We start from the raw sequence: 23,786 nt of genomic DNA, 5'->3' as shown, positions 1-23,786 counted from the left end.
TTGTCGGCCATGTCGAGGACGGTGCCGGAATGGACGAAGCCGGCGCAGTTGAACAGCACGTCGAAGGGGCCTGTTTCGGAAACGATCGCCTCGACGGCCTCGTCCTTCAGCACGTCGAGTACGCGGGTCTCGAGGGCGAGCCCTTCCGCCTTCGCCTCTGCGGCGAGGCTGTCGAGCGCCCCCTCATTGATGTCGGTCGCGACCACGCTCGCACCCGCCCGCGCAAAGGCCAGCGCACTCGCACGCCCGATCCCCTGGCCCGAAGCCGTCACAAGAACCCGCTTGCCGTCGAGAAGCGTCATGTCGAGGTCTCCATCGTTGGTGTGGCATTGTCAGACCACCTGACGCTTTCTCCGTCAAGACCGGGAAAGGTTCCGGCGGTACGCTTCGCGCGGCTCGCCGGGCTTTGCGGGAGACGCCCGTGCCGCAACGTTCATGGCCGGACGATGCGGCGAAGAACCCATCTGTTCTAATAGTTATTTTGGGGCTTGAACCGTCGCCGGATTTGGTCCTACGATCCAAATCACCGCGCCGGATGGACCTGTCGCACTCCGGCGACAGGTGGTCACCTGTGTACGCGACAACTATGCCATCGCTTTGCTTTCCAATGGGAATTTTGCTTCATGGAACTGGTGTTCGACGGTCACAACGATGTCCTCTTGAGACTCTGGAGGGCTAAGGCGGCCGGAACGGACCCGATTGCGGAATTCGTCGACGGGACCAGCCACGGGCATATCGACGGGCCGCGCGCAAAGGTGGGTGGGCTCGCCGGCGGGCTCTGCGCGATCTACATTCCCAACACCTCCGACTTCGCGCTGAAGGCGCCGGACGCCAACGGTCATTATGCGACGCCACTTGCAGAACCGCTGGAGCGGGCGCCTTCCCTCGACGTGGCGCTCGCCATGGCTTCGATCGCCGTCAATCTCGATCGTGCGGGTGCCTGGCGGCTCTGCCGCTCGACGGCCGAGATCCGTGCCGCCCTCGACGCGGGGATCTTCGCCGCCGTCATGCACATGGAGGGTTGCGAGGCGATCGGGGAGGATCTTGCCGCCCTCGATGTTTTTCACGCCGCGGGGCTGCGCTCGCTCGGGCCCGTCTGGAGCCGCAACAACATCTTCGGCCACGGTGTGCCCTTCGCCTACCCGATGACACCGGACACCGGTCCGGGGCTCACCGACGCCGGTTTCGAGCTCGTGCGCACCTGCAATCGCTTGGGCATCCTGATCGATCTTGCTCACATCACCGAGCAGGGTTTCTGGGATGTGGCGAAGACGACCGACCAGCCGCTCGTCGCCAGCCACTCCAACGCCCATGCGCTGACGCCGGTCGCGCGCAACCTCACGGACCGCCAGCTCGATGCGATCCGGGAGAGCCGCGGTCTTGTCGGGCTGAACTACGCCGTTACCATGCTGCGGGCCGACGGGCGCGACGATGCCGAGACGCCGCTCTCCGACATGGTGCGGCACGTCGACCATCTCGTCGAGCGGATGGGCATCGATTGCGTCGCGCTCGGGTCGGATTATGACGGTGCGACAATTCCGGCCGAGATCGGCGACGCAGGCGGTACCCAGAAACTCGTTGCCGCGCTCAAGGGCGCCGGTTACGGTGACGAGGAACTGTCCAAGATATGCCGGGAGAACTGGCTGAGAGTATTGGCTTCCGCCTGGCACGAATAGGCGGGAAGCACTGGTAGGCAAAGTACAGAAAAACAGGGGAACAGACATGTCCGGAATGCTGAACAAGCGCATGCGCGTAATGACGACCACTGCCGCTCTCGCCCTACTTCTGGCCGGGGCGCCGCAGGCTTTCGCCGCAACGCCGGCGGATACGCTGGTCGAAGGCTGGGCCATCGACGACATCATCACGCTCGATCCGGGCGAGGCCTTCGAGATCTCGACGGCGGAAGTCACCGCCAACACCTACAGCAAGCTGGTCAATCTCGACCTCGATGATACCTCCAAGGTCGTCGGCGAACTGGCCGACAGCTGGACGATCTCCGATGACGGCCTCACCTATACGTTCAAGCTGAAGCCGGGAGCGAAATTCGCCTCCGGCAACCCGGTGACCGCGGAGGACGTCGCTTTTTCCTTCGAGCGTGCCGTCAAGCTCGACAAGTCGCCGGCCTTCCTGCTGACCCAGTTCGGGCTCACCGGAGACAATGTCACAGAAAAGGCGAAGGCCGCCGACGAGACCACGTTCGTGCTGACCGTCGACAAGGCCTATGCGCCGAGCTTCGTCTTGAACGTGCTGACCTCCACCGTCGCTTCGGTCGTCGACAAGAAAGTGGTGATGGAACACGCCAAGGCGATGACGCCGACGGACGAGTACAAGTACGATACCGATTTCGGCAACGAGTTCCTCAAGACCGGCTATGCCGGCTCTGGCCCCTTCAAACTCCGCGAATGGCGCGCCAACGAAGTCGTGGTGCTGGAGCGCAACGACAACTTCTTCGGCGAGAAGCCGCCGCTTGCCCGCGTCATCTATCGCCACATGAAGGAAAGCGCCGGCCAGCGCCTGGCGCTCGAAAACGGTGACATCGACGTCGCCCGCAACCTCGAGCCCGGCGACGTCGATGCCGTTTCCAAGAAGGAAGGCATTGCGATCACGTCGGCGCCGAAGGGAACGCTCTATTACTTCAGCCTCAACCAGAAGAACGAGACGCTGGCAAAGCCCGAGGTCATCGAGGCGTTCAAGTACCTCGTCGACTATGATGCGATCGGCGAGACCCTCATCAAGGGGATCGGCCAGATCCACCAGACCTTCCTCCCGGCGGGCCAGCTCGGCGCGCTCGACGACAAGCCCTACACGCTCGACGTCGCCAAGGCCAAGGAACTGCTCGCCAAGGCCGGCGTGCCGGACGGCTTCTCCGTGACCATGGATGTTCGCAACACACAGCCGGTGACCGGGATTGCCGAAAACGTCCAGCAGACGTTGGCGCAGGCCGGCATCAAGCTCGAGATTATTCCGGGCGACGGCAAGCAGACGCTCACCAAGTATCGCGCCCGTCAGCACGACATCTATATCGGCCAGTGGGGCTCCGACTACTTCGACCCGAACTCGAACGCCGAGACCTTCACCTTCAATCCGGATAATTCCGACGAGGGCAAGAACAAGACGCTGGCATGGCGCAATGCGTGGGATCCCAAGGATCTTTCCGCCAAGACGCAGGCTGCTCTCCTCGAGAAAGATTCCGCCAAGCGCGCTGCCGTCTATGAAGAGCTGCAGAAGGAAGTTCTCGCCCGTGGTCCCTTCGTGATGGTCTTCCAGCAGATCGAGGTCGCCGGTTATTCGGACAAGCTGAAGGGCCTCAGGCTCGGACCGAGCTTCGACACCAACTTCGTCTACACGATCTCCAAGGAATAAACGGCCTTGGCCGCAGTGGAAAACAGAACCGAGGCGCGGCGCGCAAGGGCAGGCGCCTCGGTCCTTGCCCTTTCGTTCCTGAAGTTCGTGCTGACGGTCGCGACGACCTTCCTCGGTCTTCTCGCCGTCACCTTCTTCATCGGCCGCGTCGTGCCGATCGATCCGGCGCTCGCCATCGTCGGCGACCGGGCGCCGGCGCACGTGGTGGAGCGCGTTCGCGAGGAGCTCGGGCTCAACCTGCCGCTCTATCAGCAGTTCGTCATCTATGTCAGGCAGGCCGTGACGGGTGATTTCGGCACGTCCGTGCTGACCACCAATCCGGTGATGACCGACATTGCGCGCGTCTTTCCGGCCACGATCGAGCTTGCGACCATCGGCACCATCATCGGTGCCGTGCTCGGGGTGCCACTCGGCGTGCTCGCCGCCGTCCGGCGCGGATCGATTGCGGACCAGATCGTCCGGGTCATCGGTCTCATCGGCTATTCGGTGCCGATCTTTTGGCTCGGCCTCCTCGCGCTCGTCCTTTTCTATGCCAAGCTCGGCTGGGTCGCCTATCCGGGCCGCATCGACGTCGTCTACGAATACAGCTTCACGCCGGTAACAGGCTTCTTCCTCCTCGATGCGGCCATGCAGCGGCAATGGGACGTGCTGTGGGATCTCTTCCGCCACATCATCCTGCCCGGTGCGCTGCTCGGCCATTTCTCGCTCGCCTACATCAGCCGCATGACCCGCAGCTTCATGCTGAACGAGCTCTCCCAGGAATATGTCGTCGCGGCGCGGGCGAAGGGGCTTTCGGAGACCCGGATCATCTGGTTCCATGCGCTGCGCAATGCCGCCGTGCCGCTGATTACCGTGATCGCGCTTTCCTATGCGGGGCTGCTCGAAGGCTCCGTGCTCACTGAGACGATCTTCTCCTGGCCCGGACTCGGCCTCTACATCACCAATTCGCTGCAGAACGCCGACATGAATGCGGTGCTGGGCGGCACGATCGTCATCGGTTCCGTCTTCATCGGGATCAACGTCCTGTCGGACGTACTCTACCACGTACTCGATCCGAGGACTCGCAGCCGATGAACACGAACGAAGCGCCCCTGAAGCCGACGCTCCGCGAATGGCTGCTCTCCGACAGGCCGCGATCGCGCCGGCAGGCGCGGCTCGGTCGCCTTTACGTCATCTGGAGCCGCTTCACCGAGAACCGGCTTGCCGTGGCGGGGCTCCTGATCCTCTTCGGCCTTTTGTTCGTTGCGGCCTTCGCGGACGTGCTCGCGCCGCATTCACCGGTACAGGGCGATTTGCGTGGGGCGCGCCTCCTGCCGCCGGGCTCGGCCGGCTACCTGCTCGGCACCGACGACCAGGGGCGGGACATTCTCTCACGTCTGATCTACGGATCGCGGCTCACTCTCTTCGTCGTCGTGCTCGTGGCGGTCATCGCCGCGCCGGTCGGCCTCCTCGTCGGCACGATCTCGGGCTACGCCGGTGGCTTCGTCGACGGCGTGTTGATGCGGATCACCGACATTTTCCTCGCCTTCCCGAAACTCGTGCTGGCGCTGGCGCTGGTCGCGGCTCTCGGGCCGGGGATCGAGAATGCGGTGCTGGCGATCGCCGTCACCTCCTGGCCGCCCTATGCGCGCATCGCGCGGGCGGAAACCATGACCTTCCGGAATTCCGACTATATTTCGGCGGTCCGGCTGATGGGGGCCTCTCCGGCGCGCATCGTTACCCTTCACATCATGCCGCTCTGTCTCTCCTCGCTCATCGTGCGCGTGACGCTCGACATGGCCGGGATCATCCTGACGGCGGCCGGCCTCGGCTTCCTCGGACTCGGTGCGCAACCGCCGCTTCCCGAATGGGGCGCGATGATCGCTTCCGGTCGACGCTTCATCCTCGATCAATGGTGGGTGGCGGCCATGCCCGGTGCGGCGATCCTCATCGTCAGCCTCGGCTTCAACCTGCTCGGCGACGGATTGCGCGATGCGCTCGATCCGAGGGAGGCCGGCCAATGACGCCGCTTCTTGAAATCCGTAACCTCAAGGTTGGCTATCCGACACGCAACGGCCTCGTGGAGGCGGTGCGCGGCGTGACCTTCTCGCTCGGCCGCGAGCGTCTCGGCATCGTCGGCGAGTCCGGGTCGGGCAAGTCGCAGACGGGTCGCGCGATCATGGGGCTGACGCCCCGGCACGCGCGCCTCTCGGCCGAGAGGCTGCGTTTTGGCGACATGGACCTCCTTTCCGTCCCCTCCCGGCAACGGCGGGCCCTGCGCGGCAAGAAGATCGCGATGATCCTGCAGGACCCGAAATACTCGCTGAACCCCGTGATGACGATCGGCCGCCAGATCGTCGAGACCCTGCGGACGCATGAACCGGTTTCGAAGGCCGAGGCACGCGAGCGGGCGCTCGCCATGCTGGAGGCGGTGCAGATCCACGATCCGAGCCGCGTCTTCGACCTCTATCCGCACGAGATTTCGGGCGGCATGGGGCAGCGGGCGATGATCGCCATGATGCTCGTCTGCGGCCCGGAACTGCTGATCGCCGACGAGCCGACCTCTGCGCTCGACGTGACCGTACAGCTCGACGTGCTGGAAATCCTGGACAAGCTGGTCTCCGAGCGCGGCATGGGCCTGATCTTCATCTCGCATGACCTGCGCCTCGTGTCGTCCTTCTGCGATCGTGTCGTGGTCATGTATGCCGGGCGGGTTGTCGAGGAATTGCAGGCCTCGCGGCTCTCCGAGGCGCAGCACCCCTATACGCGAGGGTTGCTCAACTGCCTGCCGCAGATCGACCGCGACCGACATCCGCTGCCGACCCTCGAACGCAAGGCGGAGTGGGCGCTATGACCGCTGCTCTTTCGATCAAGGACATGACCGTCACCTTCGAGGGATACCGGGCGCTCGCCGGCGTCAGCATCGACGTCGCACCGGGCGAATCCTTCGGCATCGTCGGCGAATCCGGTTCGGGGAAATCGACGCTTCTGCGGGCAATCGCCGGCCTCAACCGTTTCGACGGCGGCTCGCTCGAGGTCCACGGCCAGCGTTATACCGGCCGGCGCCGCGACCCCGAATTCTACCGTACCGTTCAGATGGTCTTCCAGGACCCCTATGGTTCGCTGCATCCGCGCCAGACCGTCGACCGGTTGCTGCTCGAGCCGCTGGCGATCCACGGCTTCGCCGATACGGAAGCGCGGATCGCCCGAGCGCTCGACGAAGTCGGGCTCGGTTCAGGCTTTCGCTTCCGCTTCTCGCACCAACTTTCCGGTGGCCAGCGGCAGCGGGTCGCGATCGCCCGCGCGCTGATCGTCGAGCCGAAGGTACTGCTGCTCGACGAGCCGACGTCGGCGCTCGACGCCTCGATCCAGGCGGAAATCCTCAATCTGCTGGAGCAAACCCGACGGGACCGGAACCTGACCTTCGTGATGGTGAGCCACGACCTCGCGGTCATCAGCCACATGTGCGAACGGCTCGCCGTCATGCGCGAGGGCGGCGTGGTCGAGGAGGTTTCGGTCGAAGACCTGAGGCAGCGCGCCATCGGCGCGGACTACACCCGCCAGCTCTTGACGGCGAGCGAGGGCTTTCGTCGCGAGGCGTAGATTTCAGAACTGCCTCCGACCGGCTCACCACCGGATCGCACACGCCAATCGAGAAACAGAACCGACCCCGAATTCGCCGGAACCGCTCTAGCTCCCGAGGACCGCAAGCGTCTCGTCGGCGATCATCTGTTCCTCGTCGGTCGCGATGACGAAGACTTTCGTGCGGCTTTCCGGCGTGCTGACCATCTGCGCGTTGGCGGCGTTGGCCCCGTCATCGAGCGCGACGCCGAGGAAGGCAAGCCGCTCGCAGACCGCTCGCCGGATTGCCGGCTGGTGCTCGCCGATCCCGGCGGTGAAGACGAGCGCGTCGAGCCCACCGATGGAGGCGGAAAGCCGGGCGACTTCGCCGGCGATGCGGAAGGTGAAGACGTCGAGCGCCTCGCCAGCCTCCGGCCGGTCGCTTTCGAGCAGGACCCGGCTGTCGGCGCTGATCCCGGAAAGGCCGAGCAGGCCGGATTTGTTGTAGAGGAGGTCTTCGACCTCTTCGCGGCCCATGCCCTTCGTCCGCATCAGGTGGAAGAGGACGCCCGGGTCGATCGCTCCGCTGCGGGTCGCCATCGGGATGCCGTCGATCGTCGAGAAGCTCATCGAGCTGTCGTGACTCTCGCCACCGCTGACGGCGCAGAGACTCGCGCCACTGCCGAGATGGGCGATCACCGTTGGGGCGCCGGCTAGGTCGGGCCGGCGGCGGGCGAGCTCGGCGGAGACGAAGGCGTAGGAGAGGCCGTGGAAGCCGTAGCGCTTGATCCCCTCGTCATATAAGTTCCGGGGTATGGCGAAACGCCGGACCGCCGGCGCCTGGCCGGCATGGAAGGCGGTGTCGAAGGATGCCGTCTGCGGAAGGCCCGGTCTCAGGTCGCCGACCGCACGGATCAGTCGCACGTTCTGCGGCTGGTGCAGGGGGGCAAGCGGAGAGAGCGCGTCAATCGCTTCGATCGTCGGAGCGTCAAGCAGGACCGGACCGCGGAAGCGGTCGCCGCCGTGGACGACGCGGTGGCCGACCGCCGACACGGCATCCAGGTCGAAGTGCTTTGCCAGCCAGCCGAAGGTTTCGTCGAGCACCTCGTGCAGGACATCGCCACCTTCGGCCTCCAACGGAACGTCGAAGGTCTCCGGTCCTTCAACGAGATGGAAGGTCAACGGCTTGTGGCGGAAGTCGATCATCCCTTTGCCGATGCGGCGCGCCTTGCCGTCCTCGCGCAGGAAGAGGCCGATCTTCACCGTCGAGGAGCCGGCGTTGAAGGTGAGCAGCAGCCTTCCCGTCATTGGCAGGGCAGCCCCTGTGCCGACCGGCGGGCCGCCGTCAGCTTGGCGAGTGCCGCCGAGGCGATCCGCACCTTCAGACTGTCGGAGCGGCTGGTCAGGATGATCGGCACGCGGGCGCCGAGGACGAGGCCGGCGGCATCCGCGCCGGCGAAATAGAGGAGCTGCTTGGCGAGCATGTTGCCGGCTTCGAGGTCCGGCACCAGCAGAATGTCGGCCTGCCCGGCGACGGGGGAGACGATGCCCTTGGTGCGGGCGGCGTCGAGGCTGATCGCATTGTCGAAGGCAAGCGGTCCGTCGACGCGGGCGCCAGTGATCTGGCCGCGCGCCGCCATCACGGTCAGGGCCGCCGCGTCCAGCGTCGCCGGCATCTTGCCGTTGACGGTCTCGACCGCGGCGAGCACCGCGACCCTCGGCTCCGGATTGCCGAGGAGATGCAGGAGATCGACGGCGTTCTGGCAGATGTCGCGTTTCTGTTCGAGCGTCGGCGCGATGTTGATCGCGGCATCCGTGACGACGAGCAGCTTCGGATAGGCCGGCACGTCCATCACGTAGGCATGGCTGATCCGCCGCTCGGTGCGAAGCCCGGACGACGGTGCGACGACGGCGCCCATGAGCTCGTCGCTGTGAAGGCTCCCCTTCATCAGGATCGCGACCTTGCCCGCGACTGCCAGCTCGACTGCCAGTTCGGCCGCCGCATGGCTGTGCTCGGCGCAGACGATCTCGAAGCCGTCGAGCGCAATGCCCGCCTCCGCCGCGGCGGCGCGGATCTTCGTCTCCGGTCCAACCAGCACCGGATCGAGAAGACCTTCCTCGCGGATTTCGGCGGCCGCCTGGATCGCCTCCGGCGAACAGGGATGGACGACCGCCACCTTGAGCGGCGGGGATCGCTTGGCATCGGCGACGATCGTGTCGAACTGGTCCTGATGCTGCGCTGCTGCCGCGATGAGGGAGGGCAACACGGCCTGCGGCCACTCGACCCGCTCGAAACGGGTGATGACGGTGGCAAGGCCGGTCAGCACCTCCTCGCCCCTCTGGTTCAGGCAGCGGGTGTCGAGGACGACGATCTGCTTGTCCGGCCGCTTCTCGATCACGCTCACCGTCGCCGTGATCGTGTCGCCGGGCGCGACGGGTTTCTGGAATTTCAGCTCCTGTCCGAGATAGATCGTGGCGCCGGCCGGCGGGCGCGCACCATCGGCCGCCGAGGCAGCGGACCAGATCGCCCGGGCGACGACCTCGCCGATGAAATCGCGTGGCGAAAAGGCGCTGTCGGCTGCAGAGGTGAGATCACCGGTTTCGACCACGCGCTCAACGGTGGCGCTGTCGCCGACCGCGATTTCGTCGAAGGTCCGGTTTGTCAGGAGGGGGCTGTTCATCGCGGCCTCATCGTTCGAAGACATAGGTTCCGGGAGCTGTCTCGAGCGGCGGGTAGCCGCGCTCCGGCGCTCCGATCGTCGGCGGTGCGACCTTTGACGGCGAAGAGCGGGCGGCGAGCCAGTCCGCCCAGCGTGGCCACCATGACCCGTCCTCGGCCGCCGTGTCGCGCAGCCATTCCTCCGCCCCGATGCACGGGGGCGCTGCGGATTTCGTCGTCATGCGGAAATGCCGGTGCGGGTGGCCGGGCTCGCTGACGATGCCGGCATTGTGGCCGCCGCTCGTCAGCACGAAGGTCACTTCTGTGTCAGCGAGGGCATGGATCTTGAAGACCGATCGCCATGGCGCCACGTGGTCGCGCTCGGTGCCGACGGCGAAGATCGGCACGCGGATGTTCTGCGGAGCGGCCGGATGGTCGCCGACCATGTAGCGGCCGGCGGCGAAGTCGTTGTCGAGATAGAGACGCTGCAGGTATTCCGAATGCATGCGGAAGGGCATGCGCGTCGAATCGGCGTTCCACCCCATGAGGTCGTTCAGCGGCTGGCGTTCGCCCATCATGTAGTCACGGACGATCCGCGACCAGACGAGGTCGTTCGACTTCAGAAGCTGGAAGGCACCGGCCATCTGGTCGGCGGAAAGATAGCCGCGGTTCCACATCATGCTTTCGAGGAAATGCAGCTGGCTGTGGTCGATGAAGAGCGCGAGCTCGCCGGGTTCGGTAAAGTCGATCTGGGCGGCGAGCAGGGTCACGGAGGCAAGGCGGTCATCGTCAGCGCGTGCCATGGCCGAGGCCGCGATCGAGAGGAGGGTGCCGCCGAGGCAATAGCCGGTCGCATGGATCTTGCGGTCGGGGAGGATCGTCTCGATGGCATCGAGCGCTGCCATCACGCCATGCTGTCGGTAGTCGTCGAGCCCGAGATCCCGATCGGCGGCGGTCGGATTGTGCCAGGAGATGCAGAAAACGGTGTGGCCGCGATCGACCAGGTAGCGGATGAGCGAGTTCTGCGGCGACAGATCGAGGATGTAGTATTTCATGATCCAGGCCGGCACGATCAGGATCGGCTCGGCATGGACCGCCGCGGTCGTCGGCGCGTACTGGATGAGTTCGATCAGCCGGTTGCGGTAGACCACGCGCCCCGGAGTGACGGCGACCGTCTCGCCGGGGACGTACTCCTCCGTTCCGGCAGGCGGCCGGCTCGTGAGCCTGCGGTTGGTGTCGTCGACGAGATTGCGCAGGCCGTCGACGAGGTTCATCCCTCCCGTCTCGGCGGTTCTCTTCAGGACTTCGGGATTGCTCCAGGCGAAGTTCGAAGGGGAGAAGACGTCGAGCATCTGGCGGGCGGCGAAGGAGATCACGTCCTCATGGTGAGGCGTCACACCGGGGACGTCGTTGGTGACGTTGTGCCACCATTGCTGATTCAGCAGGAAGGCCTGCGAAAGCACGTTGAAGGGAAAGTGCTTCCAGCCTTCGCTGGCGAAGCGGTCGTCGCCGGGCAGCGGCTCTATGCAGGGGGGAGTTTGCGGGTCGGTGGCGCAGGCGGCGAGATGAACGGCGAGCCGGTTCGACTTGCGCAATGCCTTGTCGAGGAGTTCCAGCCGCTTTCCAGGCGCCATGGCGAGATGCATCGCCCAGTCGAAGACGGCAAGCGAAAGTGCCGCCGGCGAAAGCCCGCCCGTCATCGGCGCCATCAGCGCCTCCGTCATCCGGTTGAGCGCGTCGAAGGCTTCGGCCTCCGAAGCCTCGTCGGCGCCGAGCGCCGAGAGCGTCGCGTCGAGATCGACCGGGAAAGGCTCCGCCGCCTTGATCATGCTCTCTTTCGACACGCGATTCTCCTCGTTGCACCCGGGAGCCATTACAGCTCCGGTGCGTGATGCCGGGCTCGACATCGTATCGACAGTATAGCCCAATGTCCGCAAACCAAAATCTTGCCCTCTCTCAGCCGAAGCGATCGCGCCATGAGAGCTGCGCCCCTTCGACCGGCAAGGAAGTCGCTTCATAGACACCGCGGGCGACAGCGCGGGCCATGACCAGCGCCGCAAGGTGGCAGAGTTCCATGAAATCCACCGAACTTGCGAGCGGCCGCGCATTGGTCGCGGCCGCGAAGACCGTGTCGCCGTCGGCCGGTAGATGCGCCGGCAGGACGGCACGGCCGATGCCGTTCTGGCCCATGATCGACAACCGGTGCGCCTGTGCCTTGGTGAGTGCTGCGTCGGTGACGACTGCGCCGATGGTCGTGGCGGTGAGATTGATCCCCTTCGCCCTGAGCACGGTGTCGGGCGCGGAAAAGTTGGCCGGCAAGCCGATGCCGCCGAATTCGTCGTCCAGCTCGAACGGGGCGGACCAGAAAAAGGGTCCGTCGCCGATGGTCGCGGACCCCATGGCGTTGACGGCGACGAGCGCCGCCACCTTGTGGCCGCCGGTGGTCATGGCGCTCGCCGAGCCGAGCCCTCCCTTGAGGGTCGCCGTGGTCGCGCCGGTGCCGGCACCGACGCTTCCAAGTGCGAAGGCACCCTTGGTGGCCGCCTTGAAGGCGGTATAGCCCATGTCGCGATAGGGCGACTGGATGCCCCAATCCTTGTTGCCGCCGTTCAGGAGATCCATGAGGATCGCCTGGGGGACAATCGGCACGCGCACGTCGCCGACGGGAAAGCCGCGGCCGATCTCCCGCAGGCCCGCCTGCACGCCGCCTGCGGCGTCGAGGCCGAAGGCCGACCCGCCGGAGAGCACGAGAGCGTCGACCACCTCCACCGTCATCGAGGGGTCGAGGAGGCTCGTTTCGCGTCCGCCGGGCGCACCGCCGAGTACGCTGCCGGAAGCGACCGCGGGCTCGTCAAAGACGATCACGGTGACGCCGGAGCCGAGCTCGAGGTCGGTCGAATGGCCGACGGATATGCCTTCGATGTCGGTGAGCAGGTTTTCGATGGCATCTGCCATGCGCTCTCTCCTGTTCGTGGTGGCCGTGACCTTCGCGCGACGGCCTGACCCAGCGTCAAATCTGCGGTGGGAATGTGCCGACGTTCTTGATATGGATCAAGGGAGGGAGCGAATTTCACCGCCAGATTGGCTGGCATGGCGTCCCGCGCGATGCGTCTCCGGCCGGCATCGACACGTTTCCGATTTCTCGTCTTTCCGTTTTTCTGCAGAAGAGCATCCAATGAAGAAGACTGCAAAGTTTGTCGCGGCTCTCACCGCTCTGCTGGTCGTCGTCGGTGCGGCCGGCTACGCCTATCTCCAATGGGCTCAGCGCGATGCCCTGCCGGCGGGGATCGCCGCGGGCAATGGCCGCATAGAGGCGACGGAAATCGACATCGCGACGAAGTTCGCCGGCAAGCTGGCCTCGGTCGAGGTGGCGGAGGGTGATTACGTCACCGAGGGGCAGATGCTTGCCCGCATCGACACCGCTCAGGTGGAGGCGCAGCTGCGCGCTGCCGAGGCCCAGATCAAGGAGGCCGAACAGGCCCGCGATTCCGCCAACTTCGGCCTGTCGCAGCGGCAGAGCGAGCTTGCGCTGGCCGAGAAGGACCTCGAGCGCCAGCTCGTCCTGCTCGGCAAGGGGTTCGTCTCCGACCAGCGGGTCGATTCGCAGCGGCTCGTAAGAGACAGCGCCCGGGCGGCGCTTTCGGCTGCCGAGAGCGGCCTGCGCAGTGCCGAGGCGGCGATCGAGAGCGCCACTGCCGCGCGTGACCAGATCACGGACATGCTCAGCAACGCAACGCTCCTGGCTCCCAAGGACGGTCGGGTGCTCTACCGGCTCGCCGAGCCGGGCGAGGTTCTCGGTGCCGGCGGCAAGGTGTTGACCCTGCTCGATCTCTCCGACGTCTATATGACGATCTTCCTGCCGTCTGCGGATGCGGCCCGCACGGCGATCGGCGCCGAGGGGCGCATTCTTCTCGACGTCCTCCCGGACCGGGCGGTGCCGGGCACGGTTTCGTTCGTGTCGCCGCAGGCCCAGTACACGCCGAAGCAGGTCGAGACCCGCAGCGAGCGGGATCGCCTGATGTTCCGTGTGAAGATCAGCGCACCGAAGCCGCTGGTGGCGCAGTATCTGCAGCAGGTGAAGACGGGTGTCACCGGCGTTGGATACGTGAAGCTCGATCCCGCGGTCACTTGGCCGAGCTGGCTGGAGTCTGACCTGACCACCGGTGCCGCGACCGATGCCAAACCCTGAGGCCGACCATCAGGAGCCCGGCGTCGAGCTTCGCGGGGTCTCCCATCGCTACGGCCGTGTCGTCGCGCTCGACGGCATCGACCTCACCGTCGCCGCCGGCTCGAAGATGGCGATCGTCGGCCCTGACGGCGTCGGCAAGTCGACCCTGCTCGCGCTCGTCGCCGGCGCCAAGCGCATCCAGGCCGGCAATGTTCGTTCGCTCGGAAGCGATATGGGCGGGCAGCGCTCCCGCGCCGGCGTGCTGCCACGGATCGCCTATATGCCGCAGGGCCTCGGGCGCAACCTCTATCCGAGCCTTTCCGTGATCGAGAACGTTGATTTCTTTGCCCGGCTTTTCGGACACGGCGAGGCCGAGCGGCGGCGGCGTATCGCCGCGCTCCTGAAGGCAACGGGTCTCGATCCGTTCGGCGACCGCCTGATGGGCAAGCTCTCCGGCGGGATGAAGCAGAAGCTCGGGCTCTGCTGCGCACTCGTGCACGATCCGGATCTCCTGCTTCTCGACGAGCCGACCACCGGGGTCGATCCCCTGTCTCGACAACAGTTCTGGCAACTGGTGGAGAGCATCCGCAAGGCACGTCCGCGCCTCACCATCCTGACGGCCACCTCCGACATCGACGAGGCGACGCAGTTCGATCGGGTGGCGATGCTGAACGACGGCCGCATCCTGGCCGACGGGACACCGGCGGAACTGCTTGTCCGCACGGGTGCAAGCACGCTGGAGCGGGCGTTCGTGAGCTTGCTCAACGAGAACGGACACGGTGCCGCGGCGGGCAAGGACAAGGTCGCCGTGACGCAGCCGGTCGGGAGCGAGGATGTCGCTATCGAGGCCAAGGGGCTGACACGGCGCTTCGGCTCCTTCACCGCCGTCGATCATGTCAGCTTCCGCATTCCGCGCGGGGAGATCTTCGGCTTCCTGGGTTCGAACGGCTGCGGCAAGTCGACGACGATGAAGATGCTGACGGGCCTGCTTCCGGCAACCGAAGGGGAGGCCTTCCTGTTCGGCGAGCCGGTCGATGCCTCCGATATTCCCGCGCGAAGGCGCGTCGGTTACATGTCGCAGGGCTTTTCGCTCTACGGTGAGCTCACCGTGCTCCAGAACCTCCGGCTGCATGCGGCGATCTTCGATCTCAAAGGAGATGCCGCCACGGCGCGTGTGACTGAGCTCTCGGAGCAGTTCGGGCTTCAGGACTACCACGACACCGCGTCGGAACGCCTGCCGCGCGGTGTGCGCCAGCGTCTCCAGCTCGCGGTGGCGCTTCTGCACCGTCCGGAAATCCTCATTCTCGATGAGCCGACCTCCGGCGTCGATCCGATCGCGCGGGATGCCTTCTGGGGCGATCTGCAGCGGGTCTCGCGCGAGGACGGCGTGACGATCTTCATCTCCACCCACTTCATGTCCGAGGCGGAGCGGTGCGACCGCATCGCCTTCATGCATGCGGGCAAGGTGATCGCGAGCGGCGTCCCGGAAAAACTCAAGGCGGAGACGCAATCGGCCACGCTCGACGAGGCTTTCATCGCCTACATGAAGCAGGGCGGGCGCGAGGAGATGGCGTCCTTCGACGCGGCCCTGCCGGCGGCGACCGGGGCGACTGCGCCCGTGATGCGGACCTTCTCGCTGCGGCGAGCGATCGCCTATGCCCGGCGCGAGATGATGGAGCTCGTGCGAGATCCGATCCGTCTCGGCTTCTCTCTTCTCGGGACGGCGATCCTGATGCTGATCCTCGGTTACGGAATCACGCTCGACGTCAACGACCTTCGGCTCGGCGTGCTCGACCGCGACCAGACCGCCGAGAGCCGGGCGTATATCGACAGTTTCGCAGCCTCGACGGCCTTCCGTTACGAAGGGCCCCTGGACGATCAGCGGGAACTCGAGCAGAAACTCGAGGCGAACGCCATCGCCATCGCCCTCGAAATCCCGGAGCGCTTCGGAGCGGATCTGCGAAGCGGTCACAAGACCACGGTCCTGGCGACGCTTGACGGGGCGATGCCCTTCCGTGCGCAGACGATGCTCGGCTACATCTCCGGCGCACACGCGCACTTCCTCACGGAAGCGGCAAGGGCGGCCGGCGTCGCGACGAGCCCGGCGGCGAACGTCGAGATGCGCTATCGCTACAATCAGGCCTTCCGCAGCCTCGACGCTATGGTGCCGGCGGTGGTTGCGATCCTGCTGCTCTTCATCCCGTCGATCCTGACGGCGCTCGGTGTCGTCTCCGAAAAGGAGCTCGGCTCGATCAGCAATCTCTACGTGACGCCGGTGACCAAGCTCGAATTCCTGCTCGGCAAGCAGGTGCCCTATGTCCTTGTCGGCTGCGTCAACTACGTCGTTCTCGTTTTGATGGCGGTCCTGCTCTTCGGCGTGCCGATCAGAGGCAGTTTCCTCGGTCTCACGCTCGCGGCGTTCCTCTATCTCCTCGCAACGACGGCGATTGGCATCCTGAGCTCGACCATGACCCGGACCCAGGTCGCGGCCATGTTCGCGACAGCGATCGGGACGATGATGCCGGCGACGCAGTTTGCCGGATTGTTGCAGCCGGTCGCAACGCTCGAAGGCGCGGGCAGGTTCATCGGAACGCTGTTCCCGACCACTTACTTCCTGCGCGCCAGTGTCGGCGCCTTCACCAAGGCACTCGGCTTTGCCGACCTCGTTCCCTTCATCCTGCCGCTTGCGCTGTTCTGGCCGGTACTGATCGCCATGGCCTGGCTGCTCCTGCGCAAGCAGGAGGTCTGACCATGCTCGATTTCCGCAACATAGGTGCCCTTTTCGTCAAGGAACTGATCGGTATTCGCCGGGATACGGTGCTGATGGGGTTCGTGATCTATGCCTTCACACTTGCAATCTACATGCAGGCGACGGGGCTCAACCACGAGCTCAACCGCGCCACCGTCGGGGTTGTCGACCACGACGTCTCGCAGCTTTCCGCGGCGATCCTCGACGGTCTGCGCCCGCCGCAGTTTCAGGCGCCCGTTTCGCTCTCTCCGGGCGATGTCGATCGGGTGATGGATCAGGCTCGTTTTACCTTCGTGCTCGACATCCCTCCGAATTTCGAGGCCGACGTGCTTGCCGGCCGCAGTCCTTCGGTGCAACTGCTGATCGATGCGACGGCGCTGATGCAGGCGGGGATCGGGGCGGGTCACATCCAGTCGGTCGTCAGTCAGGAGGTGTCGCGCTTCGTCACCCGGACCGAGAAGACGACCAGCCTTCCGGTCGCAATCGAGGTGCGCATGGCCTTCAACCAGACGCTGACCACGGCGTGGTTCACCGGCACGTCCGGGCTCATCAACAACGTCACCATGCTCGCCGTCCTGCTCGCCGGGGCCGCGCTCGTGAGGGAACGCGAGCATGGCACGCTCGAACATCTGCTCGTCATGCCGGTCCGTGCAACGGAGATCATGCTGAGCAAGCTTCTGGCAAACGGGCTGGTGACGCTCGTCCTGACGCTGCTGTCGGTCGTCTTCGTGCTCGACCTCTGGATCGGCATGCATATCTCGGGCTCGCTCACGCTCTTCGCCGCCGGCGTGGTTCTGTATCTTTTCTTTGCGACCTCCTTCGGTCTTTTCCTCGGCACAATCTCGCGATCGATGCCGCAGATGGCGCTGCTCTTCATCCTGACGGTCCTGCCGATGACGATCCTCTCGGGTGGCATGACGCCGCTCGAAAGCATGCCGGACTGGCTGCAGACGGGCGTGCAGATTTCTCCCACCACCCATTTCGTCTCTTTCGCGCAGGCGATCCTCTTCCGCGGGGCCGGCTTCGACGTCGTCTGGCCGCAGTTCCTCGCGACCGGGGTGATCGGGCTCTTCTTCTTCCTGTTCAGCATGGCGCGGTTCCGCAGTTTCATCGCGGCACAGCAGGGATAAGGGGTTCCTTTCCTGTCGATACAGCCTGACATCTGCGATGACGATGCGACCGCGATCTGGTATGAGCAGGATACGTCCTTTCCGGCCCGCCGTTCGCGCGGGCGACATCTTTTCTCAAGCCTGGAGTTATTCGCATGCCCGGTCCTCAGGTGGTCCCCGTCGAGGGAGATCTGCAACTGCCGAAACACGTTGACGTGGTCGTCATCGGCGGCGGAATCATCGGCGCCTCGACGGCGCTCGAACTTGCCGAGCGCGGCGTTTCGGTGGCGCTTTGTGAAAAGGGCGGCATCGGCGAGGAACAGTCGAGCCGCAACTGGGGCTGGGTGCGCATTTCCTGGCGCGATCCGCGCGAAGTGCCGCTGATGGCCGAAGCCATCCGCATCTGGAACGGGCTTGACCAGCGCACCGGTCGCGACACCGGCTACAAGCAGTGCGGCATCGTCTTTGCTTCTATCAACGACACGTATGAAGCGAAGAATGCCGAATGGCCGGACATTCTGAGCGACTACCAGATGAAGTCGCGGATGATCGACCGAGCGGAATTCAGCGGGCTCTATCCGGGTATGAAGCACCACTTCAAGAGCGCGCTGTTCACGCCGGCCGACGGCCGCGCCGAACCGCAGAAGGCGGCACCAGCGATCGCCGAGGCGGCGCGTGACAAGGGTGCGCATATCCTGACGAAGTGCGCGGTGCGCGGCATCGAGACCTCGGGCGGCAAGATTTCCGGCGTCGTCACCGAGCGCGGAACGATCGCCTGCTCGTCGGTGGTGCTCGCCGGCGGCGCCTGGTCGAGCCTCTTTGCGCGCAATGCCGGCATCGACCTGCCGCAGCTGAAAGTGATGAACACCGTCATCCGCACCAAGCCGATCGAGGGCGGGCCGGAGCACACGCTCTATGGCAAGGACTTCGCGTTCCGCAAGCGCCAGGACGGTGGCTACACCATCGCCTCGCGCTATGACAACATCGTCGAGATCGTGCCGGACAGCTTCCGCTTCATGCTGAAATTCCTCCCCGCGCTGAAGAGCGAGTGGCGTTCGCTGCGCTTCCGCGTCTCCGGCCGCTTCCTTGAGGAAGGCCGCATGGCGCAGCGCTGGCGCATGGACGAGGAGACGCCGTTCGAACGCTGCCGCGTGCTCGACCCGAAACCATCGGACAAGTGGACCAATTACGCGCTGGCGCAACTCAAGAAGGATTACCCGGTCTTCGCCAAGGCCGAGATCGCGCAGCGCTGGGCCGGCTATATCGACGTGTCGCCGGATGCCGTGCCGATCATCTCGCCGGTCGAGAAGGTTCCCGGCTTCTTCATCGCCACAGGCTTCTCCGGCCACGGTTTCGGCATCGGGCCGGGGGCGGGGCGGTTGATGGCGGACCTCGTCACCGGCCATAGCCCTTGCGTCGACCCGACGGCCTTCCGCCTGTCGCGCTTCTTCGACGGCTCGAAGATCGAGGTGATCAGCGGGGTCTGAGGGGACCTTCTCCCAATGGGGAGAAGGGCGGCTCAGCGCTTCATCATCCTCGGATCGAGCGCATCGCGGACAGCGTCGCCGATTTAGTTGACGCTGAGCACGGTGAGTGAGATGGCGAGACCCGGCCAGAGGACGCGCGACGGCTTGGCCGGGTCGCGATAATTGGTATTGGCTTCACCGTTAGAGTTGTGATCGTCAATGCGGCCGATGAAGAGTTCCCGCTCTCCCGGCAATCAAGGTCAGCCTGGTTATCTCGCTGACCTTGTTTCGTGATTTTGATTCTCTGGCCCCGGCAACAGTCACCGCCCGCTTGAAAAAGACATCCGTGAAATGCAGGCCTGGTCAAAATTTGGGCCATCCAGGCATAGGCCCATTTTCCATTCGGAGCGGAAAATTGCGGCTTGCAAAGGCACTTTGAGGCAGCGCAGTATGGCCGCACAAGAGTGGGAACCACAAGAATAGTCGAGGACGGAACGCATGCCTGTGTTGAACCGTGCCAGCGAATTGCAGGCCGAGGTAGCCGCCTGGCGCCGCCACCTTCATGAGAACCCGGAGCTGCTGTTCGATGTCTACGAGACGGCCGAATTCGTCGCCGAGAAGCTGACATCCTTTGGTTGTGATGTCGTCAAGACCGGCATCGGTCGGACCGGCGTCGTCGCCGTCATCAAGGGCAATCGCGGCGAGGGGCCGGTCATCGGTTTTCGTGCCGACATGGATGCCCTGCCGATCTATGAGACGAGCGGCAAGGAGTGGGCATCGAAGACGCCGGGCAAGATGCATGCCTGCGGCCATGACGGGCACACCGCCATGCTGCTGGGCGCTGCCAAATATCTCGCCGAAACCCGCAATTTCCGCGGCTCCGTCGCGCTGATCTTCCAGCCGGCCGAAGAGGGTGGCGGCGGTGGCCGGGAGATGATCGAGGACGGCATGATGGAGACATTCGGGATTTCCCAGGTCTACGGCATGCACAATTATCCTGGCATTCCGGTCGGTCATTTCGGCACCCGCAAGGGCTCGGTGATGGCCGCGGCCGACGGGTTCGAGATCATGGTGCACGGCCGCGGCGGCCATGCGGCCCAACCGCACAAGACCATCGACCCGGTGCTGGTCTCCTCCCACATCGTCATTGCACTCCAGGCGATCGCCTCGCGCGAGGTCGATCCGCTGAAATCCGTGGTGGTGACGGTTGCGACCGTCCATGGCGGTGAGGCCCCCAACGTTATCGCCAATACCGTCAAGCTGACCGGCACGGTTCGCACGCTTCTGCCCGAGACGCGCGACTATGCCGAGCGACGTCTGAGCGAAGTGGCAAACGGCATTGCCGCAAGCTTCGGCGCCAGCGCCGACGTGCAATATCGGCGCAGCTATCCAGTGACGTTCAACCATGCCGAAGAGACGGAATTCGCCCTCGATGTCATGCGGCGGATTGCCGGCGAACGGGCGGTGGAGGGCGACCTACCGCCGAAGATGGGGGCAGAAGACTTTTCCTACATGCTGGAGGCCCGTCCCGGCAGCTTCGTCTTCATCGGCAACGGTGACAGCGCCAATCTTCACCATTCGGCCTACGACTTCAACGACGAGGCTATCCCCTATGGCATCAGCTACTGGGTCACGCTTGCGGAGACGGCGCTCGCGGCCTGATTTCGCGGCCAGCGGCGCGCCGAAGCATCACGCGCGCGATCTCGATGGATGAGGTCAATAGCCCCATCCGCCCGCCCGGTTACGAGCCGCCGCCCCGCCAGTACCGGGAGGTTTTCTCCGGCCACCTCGTACAGGTGTGAAACTTTCGGCGGATCGGCGGAGCTTGCCGAGGGTCACGCCGACTTAATCAAAGACGTGTCATTGTCCGGCGGTCGAACGGCATTACATCAGTGCCACGACCATCATGGAGCAGCGATGACAGGCGAATCAGAAGCCGATCAGGAGAGGCATGGGGCCGGCAGGTCGCGCCGACACGGTGGCAGGCTCTCCGAGATACTCTCCGGGCTTGCCGCGGACGAGGGACGGCTGCGGATTTCCGTCGCCGACATCTTCCAGGCGATGGGCGACCGCGCCTTCGGCGCCCTGATCCTCATCTTCGCGCTGCCGAACATCGTGCCGACGCCGCCCGGCACGTCGGCGCTCACCGGCACGCCGCTGGTCTTTCTCGCCGCACAACTGATGCTCGGGCAGAAGCCATGGCTGCCAAGGATCATCGCCGACCGATCGATGACGCGGCAGGATTTCGCGAGCATCGTCACCCGCGTCACGCCCTGGCTCGCCAGGGCCGAGCGGATGCTGCGGCCGCGGCTCGGCTTCCTCGTCTATCCACCGGCGGAGTACCTGATCGGTTTCGTCTGCCTCGTCCTTGCGGTGGTCCTCGCGCTTCCGGTTCCCCTCGGCAACATCCTGCCGGCGATCGCGATCTGCTTCTTTTCTTTTGGCATTCTCGAGCGCGACGGCATCTGCGTGCTGATCGGAACGGTCGTTGCGGGGATCGCCGGCGTCGTCGTCGCCGGTGTGGTCTACGCCCTCGTCAAGGGCTTCCTCCTGCTCGTCCAGGCGACACTTTTCTGACATACCAACGCGTTTTCCAACGTGCGAAGAGCTTTGCAAAGTACGTTGCCTCGTCCTATCGTCAGGCATCAGATCTCCAGCACAGGGCATATCATGCTGATTTCGCTTTACCAGATGCAACCGGTTTCGGGGGATGCCGCGGCCAATCTCGCCAAGATCGCCGAGGCCGCCGAAGCCGCGTCCGGCATGGGTGCCGTGCTCCTGGTCGCGCCCGAACTCGCGGTGAGTGGCTACGGGCTGACACCGGAGCGCTTCGCGGAAATCGCCGAGGAACGGGACGGCGAGATCATCGGCGCGCTCTGCGACATCGCCGCCGAGTTCGAACTGGCGATTTGCGCTGGGTTTCCCGAACGTGACGGATCTGTCGTTTACAATTCCGCGGTGCTGGTGCGGCCGGACGGACACTGCGAATTCTACCGGAAAGGCCATCTCTACGGCGACGGCGAGCGCGCGTCGTTCACGCCCGGCGGAGACGTGCCGCAGGTCTTTGATCTCTTCGGTGTCCGCACCGGCATGCTGATCTGCTACGATGTCGAGTTCCCGGAGTATGTGCGCACGCTGGCGCTCGCCGGCGCCGAACTGGTGCTGGTGCCGACGGCGCTTCCGCGCGGTGAGATCAGCCGGCGGGTCGCCGATCTGGTGGTGCCGACCCGCGCTTTCGAGAATGGCGTCTTCCTGGTCTACGCCGATCTCTGCGGAGAGGAGGGCAGGTTCACCTATGGCGGTCGCTCGGCGATCGTCGGTCCCGATGGTGACGAACTCGCCCGTGCGGGCACGCACGAGGCACTGCTGGTCGCAAAACTCGATCCGGCCGCCTATGACGATTGCCGTCGTCAGAATCCGTATCTCACCGACAGGCGGCCGGACCTCTACCGTATCGGCTAGAGCCGATCGACCGATGGGGCGGGAGGCGGCCTTGTGCGTCTACCGACGAGCGCCTACATGCGATCGGCCGCCTGAGCGGCCCGTTCAAGGAGACCCGGATGATCTTCGATGCTGCCCGACTTGCACTTCGCAATCTCTTCGCCCCGGAAACCCGCGCGGTGTTCTGGAAGGTGCTCGGGCTGACGATCCTCGTTCTCGTAGGCCTGTGGCTTGCACTTCGCGGCGCCTTCATCGCCTATGTCCTGCCATGGTTCGATGCGTTCTTTCCCGGAATGCCGGATTGGGCGGGCTGGCTCACCTTCGTGCTCGGCGTTCTTGCCAGCATCGGTCTTGCGCTTGCGCTCGCGCTTCTGTTGTCCTCCGTCACCGCGATCATCGCCGGTCTCTTCCTCGACGATGTCGCGGAAGTGGTCGAACGACGGGACTATCCGAAGGATACGCCCGGTTCGGCCATGCCGCTCGGCGAGGCGCTGGTCGCGTCGCTGAAATTCTTCGGCGTCGTCGTGCTCGGCAACATCGTAGCGCTGGTGCTGCTCTTCGTTCCGGGCATCAACATCGCCGCCTTCTTCCTCGTCAACGGCTACCTGCTCGGGCGTGAATTCTTCGAGTTCGCCGCCATGCGCTTCCGCAGCCCGAGCGAAGCGCGGGCCTTTCGCTCGCGCCACGGCGGGACGGTGTTCATGGGCGGACTGGTGATCGCGGCCTTCCTGGCGGTGCCGATCCTCAATCTGCTGACGCCGCTCTTTGCAGCCGGCATGATGGTTCACCTGCACAAGCTGCTGAGCGCCCGCGATCCCCTTTTCCGGGCGTGACGGTCAGGTCGGCAGCGCGGTTTCCGCATAGAGGGCCGCGTATTCGGCGCTCGGCGGGATAGGCTTGATGACGTCGATCAGGACGCCGTTCGGATCTGCGGTGATGAAGTGCCGCTGACCGAAGTCCTCGTCACGCAGCGATCTGAGGATCGGCAGGCCGGCCTTCAGGCAGGCGTCGTGGACGCGGTCCGGATCATCGACTTCAAAATTGAGGATGAGGCCGCTCACCGGCTTCCGGGCGACGGGCGGCACGGTCTCGTGATCGGGTTTGAGGATCGCGAGCGTCACCCTCTCGTCCTCGCGTGACTGCAGGTGGATGTACCAGTCACTTTCGAAGAGCGGTTCGAAAGCGAAGTGGCGGCAATAGAAGTCCCGGGTTTCCGCCAGGCGTTCGCTCATGATGACGGGATAATAGCTGCTGCTGCGCATGCTTCACTTCCTCCTGTGTTTCACATACA

21 protein-coding genes are annotated in these 23,786 nt (G+C 64.9%); 14 read left to right on the top strand and 7 right to left on the bottom strand.

Annotation, left to right across the window (positions count from 1 at the left end; genetic code table 11):
* Positions 1 to 302, bottom strand: a 302-nt coding sequence (locus tag ACM6UT_RS02900) for an SDR family NAD(P)-dependent oxidoreductase (RefSeq protein WP_416795856.1), incomplete at its 3' end; no start/stop codon positions are given.
* A 321-nt stretch (positions 303 to 623) separates the two neighbouring features.
* On the opposite strand from ACM6UT_RS02900, the gene ACM6UT_RS02895 reads away from it, so the two are divergent.
* The 6 genes from ACM6UT_RS02895 (at position 624) to ACM6UT_RS02870 (ending at position 6,945) form a co-directional block, all read left to right on the top strand.
* A complete protein-coding gene (locus ACM6UT_RS02895; protein WP_416795855.1) occupies positions 624 to 1,676 on the top strand; it encodes a dipeptidase in 1,053 nt (350 codons plus the stop codon).
* Positions 1,677 to 1,722: 46 nt separating this feature from the next.
* Positions 1,723 to 3,363, top strand: a complete 1,641-nt coding sequence (locus tag ACM6UT_RS02890; protein WP_416795854.1) for an ABC transporter substrate-binding protein — start codon at positions 1,723 to 1,725, stop codon at positions 3,361 to 3,363.
* Between the two features lie 78 nt (positions 3,364 to 3,441).
* On the top strand, positions 3,442 to 4,437 hold the full coding sequence (locus ACM6UT_RS02885; protein WP_416795875.1) for an ABC transporter permease: 996 nt from the start codon (positions 3,442 to 3,444) through the stop codon (positions 4,435 to 4,437).
* On the top strand, positions 4,434 to 5,366 hold the full coding sequence (locus tag ACM6UT_RS02880; RefSeq protein WP_416795853.1) for an ABC transporter permease: 933 nt from the start codon (positions 4,434 to 4,436) through the stop codon (positions 5,364 to 5,366). The genes ACM6UT_RS02885 and ACM6UT_RS02880 overlap by 4 nt, the downstream gene beginning before the upstream one ends.
* Entirely contained in the window at positions 5,363 to 6,196 is an 834-nt protein-coding gene (locus ACM6UT_RS02875; protein ID WP_416795852.1) for an ABC transporter ATP-binding protein, read from the top strand. The genes ACM6UT_RS02880 and ACM6UT_RS02875 overlap by 4 nt, the downstream gene beginning before the upstream one ends.
* Positions 6,193 to 6,945 carry an ABC transporter ATP-binding protein gene (locus tag ACM6UT_RS02870; protein ID WP_416795851.1) on the top strand — a complete coding sequence of 251 codons (753 nt, stop codon included), beginning with the start codon at positions 6,193 to 6,195 and terminating at the stop codon, positions 6,943 to 6,945. The genes ACM6UT_RS02875 and ACM6UT_RS02870 overlap by 4 nt, the downstream gene beginning before the upstream one ends.
* An 87-nt stretch (positions 6,946 to 7,032) precedes the next feature.
* Here the strand turns inward: ACM6UT_RS02870 and ACM6UT_RS02865 are convergent, their stop codons facing one another.
* The 4 genes from ACM6UT_RS02865 to ACM6UT_RS02850 all read right to left on the bottom strand — a co-directional run bounded on the left by ACM6UT_RS02865 (position 7,033) and on the right by ACM6UT_RS02850 (position 12,517).
* Entirely contained in the window at positions 7,033 to 8,211 is a 1,179-nt protein-coding gene (locus ACM6UT_RS02865; protein WP_416795850.1) for an acetate/propionate family kinase, read from the bottom strand.
* Positions 8,208 to 9,584, bottom strand: a complete 1,377-nt coding sequence (locus ACM6UT_RS02860; RefSeq protein ID WP_416795849.1) for a bifunctional enoyl-CoA hydratase/phosphate acetyltransferase — start codon at positions 9,582 to 9,584, stop codon at positions 8,208 to 8,210. The genes ACM6UT_RS02865 and ACM6UT_RS02860 overlap by 4 nt, the downstream gene beginning before the upstream one ends.
* Positions 9,585 to 9,591: 7 nt before the next feature.
* On the bottom strand, positions 9,592 to 11,391 hold the full coding sequence (locus ACM6UT_RS02855; protein ID WP_416795874.1) for a PHA/PHB synthase family protein: 1,800 nt from the start codon (positions 11,389 to 11,391) through the stop codon (positions 9,592 to 9,594).
* 127 nt (positions 11,392 to 11,518) lie between these two features.
* Complete coding sequence (locus ACM6UT_RS02850; protein ID WP_416795848.1) at positions 11,519 to 12,517, bottom strand: P1 family peptidase; 999 nt, start codon at positions 12,515 to 12,517, stop codon at positions 11,519 to 11,521.
* A gap of 220 nt (positions 12,518 to 12,737) precedes the next feature.
* Here ACM6UT_RS02850 and ACM6UT_RS02845 point away from each other — a divergent pair, with 220 nt between their 5' ends.
* The 4 genes from ACM6UT_RS02845 (at position 12,738) to ACM6UT_RS02830 (ending at position 19,075) form a co-directional block, all read left to right on the top strand.
* Complete coding sequence (locus ACM6UT_RS02845) at positions 12,738 to 13,751, top strand: HlyD family secretion protein (protein ID WP_416795847.1); 1,014 nt, start codon at positions 12,738 to 12,740, stop codon at positions 13,749 to 13,751.
* Positions 13,738 to 16,479 carry a ribosome-associated ATPase/putative transporter RbbA gene (rbbA, locus tag ACM6UT_RS02840; RefSeq protein ID WP_416795846.1) on the top strand — a complete coding sequence of 914 codons (2,742 nt, stop codon included), beginning with the start codon at positions 13,738 to 13,740 and terminating at the stop codon, positions 16,477 to 16,479. Before ACM6UT_RS02845 ends, rbbA begins: the two co-directional genes overlap by 14 nt.
* Before the next feature lie 2 nt (positions 16,480 to 16,481).
* Positions 16,482 to 17,609 (top strand): ABC transporter permease, encoded by a 1,128-nt coding sequence (locus tag ACM6UT_RS02835; RefSeq protein WP_416795845.1) that lies wholly within the window; start codon positions 16,482 to 16,484, stop codon positions 17,607 to 17,609.
* Between the two features lie 134 nt (positions 17,610 to 17,743).
* Entirely contained in the window at positions 17,744 to 19,075 is a 1,332-nt protein-coding gene (locus ACM6UT_RS02830; RefSeq protein WP_416795844.1) for an NAD(P)/FAD-dependent oxidoreductase, read from the top strand.
* 83 nt (positions 19,076 to 19,158) lie between these two features.
* On the opposite strand, the gene ACM6UT_RS02825 is transcribed toward ACM6UT_RS02830, so the two are convergent.
* Entirely contained in the window at positions 19,159 to 19,308 is a 150-nt protein-coding gene (locus ACM6UT_RS02825; RefSeq protein WP_416795876.1) for a hypothetical protein, read from the bottom strand.
* 244 nt (positions 19,309 to 19,552) lie between these two features.
* Here ACM6UT_RS02825 and ACM6UT_RS02820 point away from each other — a divergent pair, with 244 nt between their 5' ends.
* The 4 genes from ACM6UT_RS02820 (at position 19,553) to ACM6UT_RS02805 (ending at position 23,328) form a co-directional block, all read left to right on the top strand.
* The gene (locus ACM6UT_RS02820) at positions 19,553 to 20,716 is read left to right on the top strand and encodes a M20 aminoacylase family protein (RefSeq protein ID WP_416795843.1); all 1,164 of its coding nucleotides are present in this window, start codon (positions 19,553 to 19,555) and stop codon (positions 20,714 to 20,716) included.
* Positions 20,717 to 20,971: 255 nt separating this feature from the next.
* The gene (locus tag ACM6UT_RS02815; RefSeq protein ID WP_416795842.1) at positions 20,972 to 21,631 is read left to right on the top strand and encodes an exopolysaccharide biosynthesis protein; all 660 of its coding nucleotides are present in this window, start codon (positions 20,972 to 20,974) and stop codon (positions 21,629 to 21,631) included.
* Between the two features lie 93 nt (positions 21,632 to 21,724).
* Positions 21,725 to 22,516, top strand: coding sequence for a carbon-nitrogen hydrolase family protein (locus ACM6UT_RS02810; protein WP_416795841.1), 792 nt, complete (start codon positions 21,725 to 21,727; stop codon positions 22,514 to 22,516).
* A 98-nt stretch (positions 22,517 to 22,614) separates the two neighbouring features.
* A complete protein-coding gene (locus ACM6UT_RS02805; RefSeq protein ID WP_416795840.1) occupies positions 22,615 to 23,328 on the top strand; it encodes a sulfate transporter family protein in 714 nt (237 codons plus the stop codon).
* 3 nt (positions 23,329 to 23,331) lie between these two features.
* Here the strand turns inward: ACM6UT_RS02805 and ACM6UT_RS02800 are convergent, their stop codons facing one another.
* A complete protein-coding gene (locus tag ACM6UT_RS02800) occupies positions 23,332 to 23,757 on the bottom strand; it encodes a VOC family protein (protein ID WP_416795839.1) in 426 nt (141 codons plus the stop codon).
* Positions 23,758 to 23,786: the final 29 nt, after the last annotated feature.

This window comes from Ciceribacter azotifigens, from assembly GCF_048159625.1.
Taxonomy (GTDB): Bacteria; Pseudomonadota; Alphaproteobacteria; order Rhizobiales; family Rhizobiaceae; genus Allorhizobium; species Allorhizobium azotifigens.
This window is presented reverse-complemented; position numbering and strand designations above follow the sequence as displayed.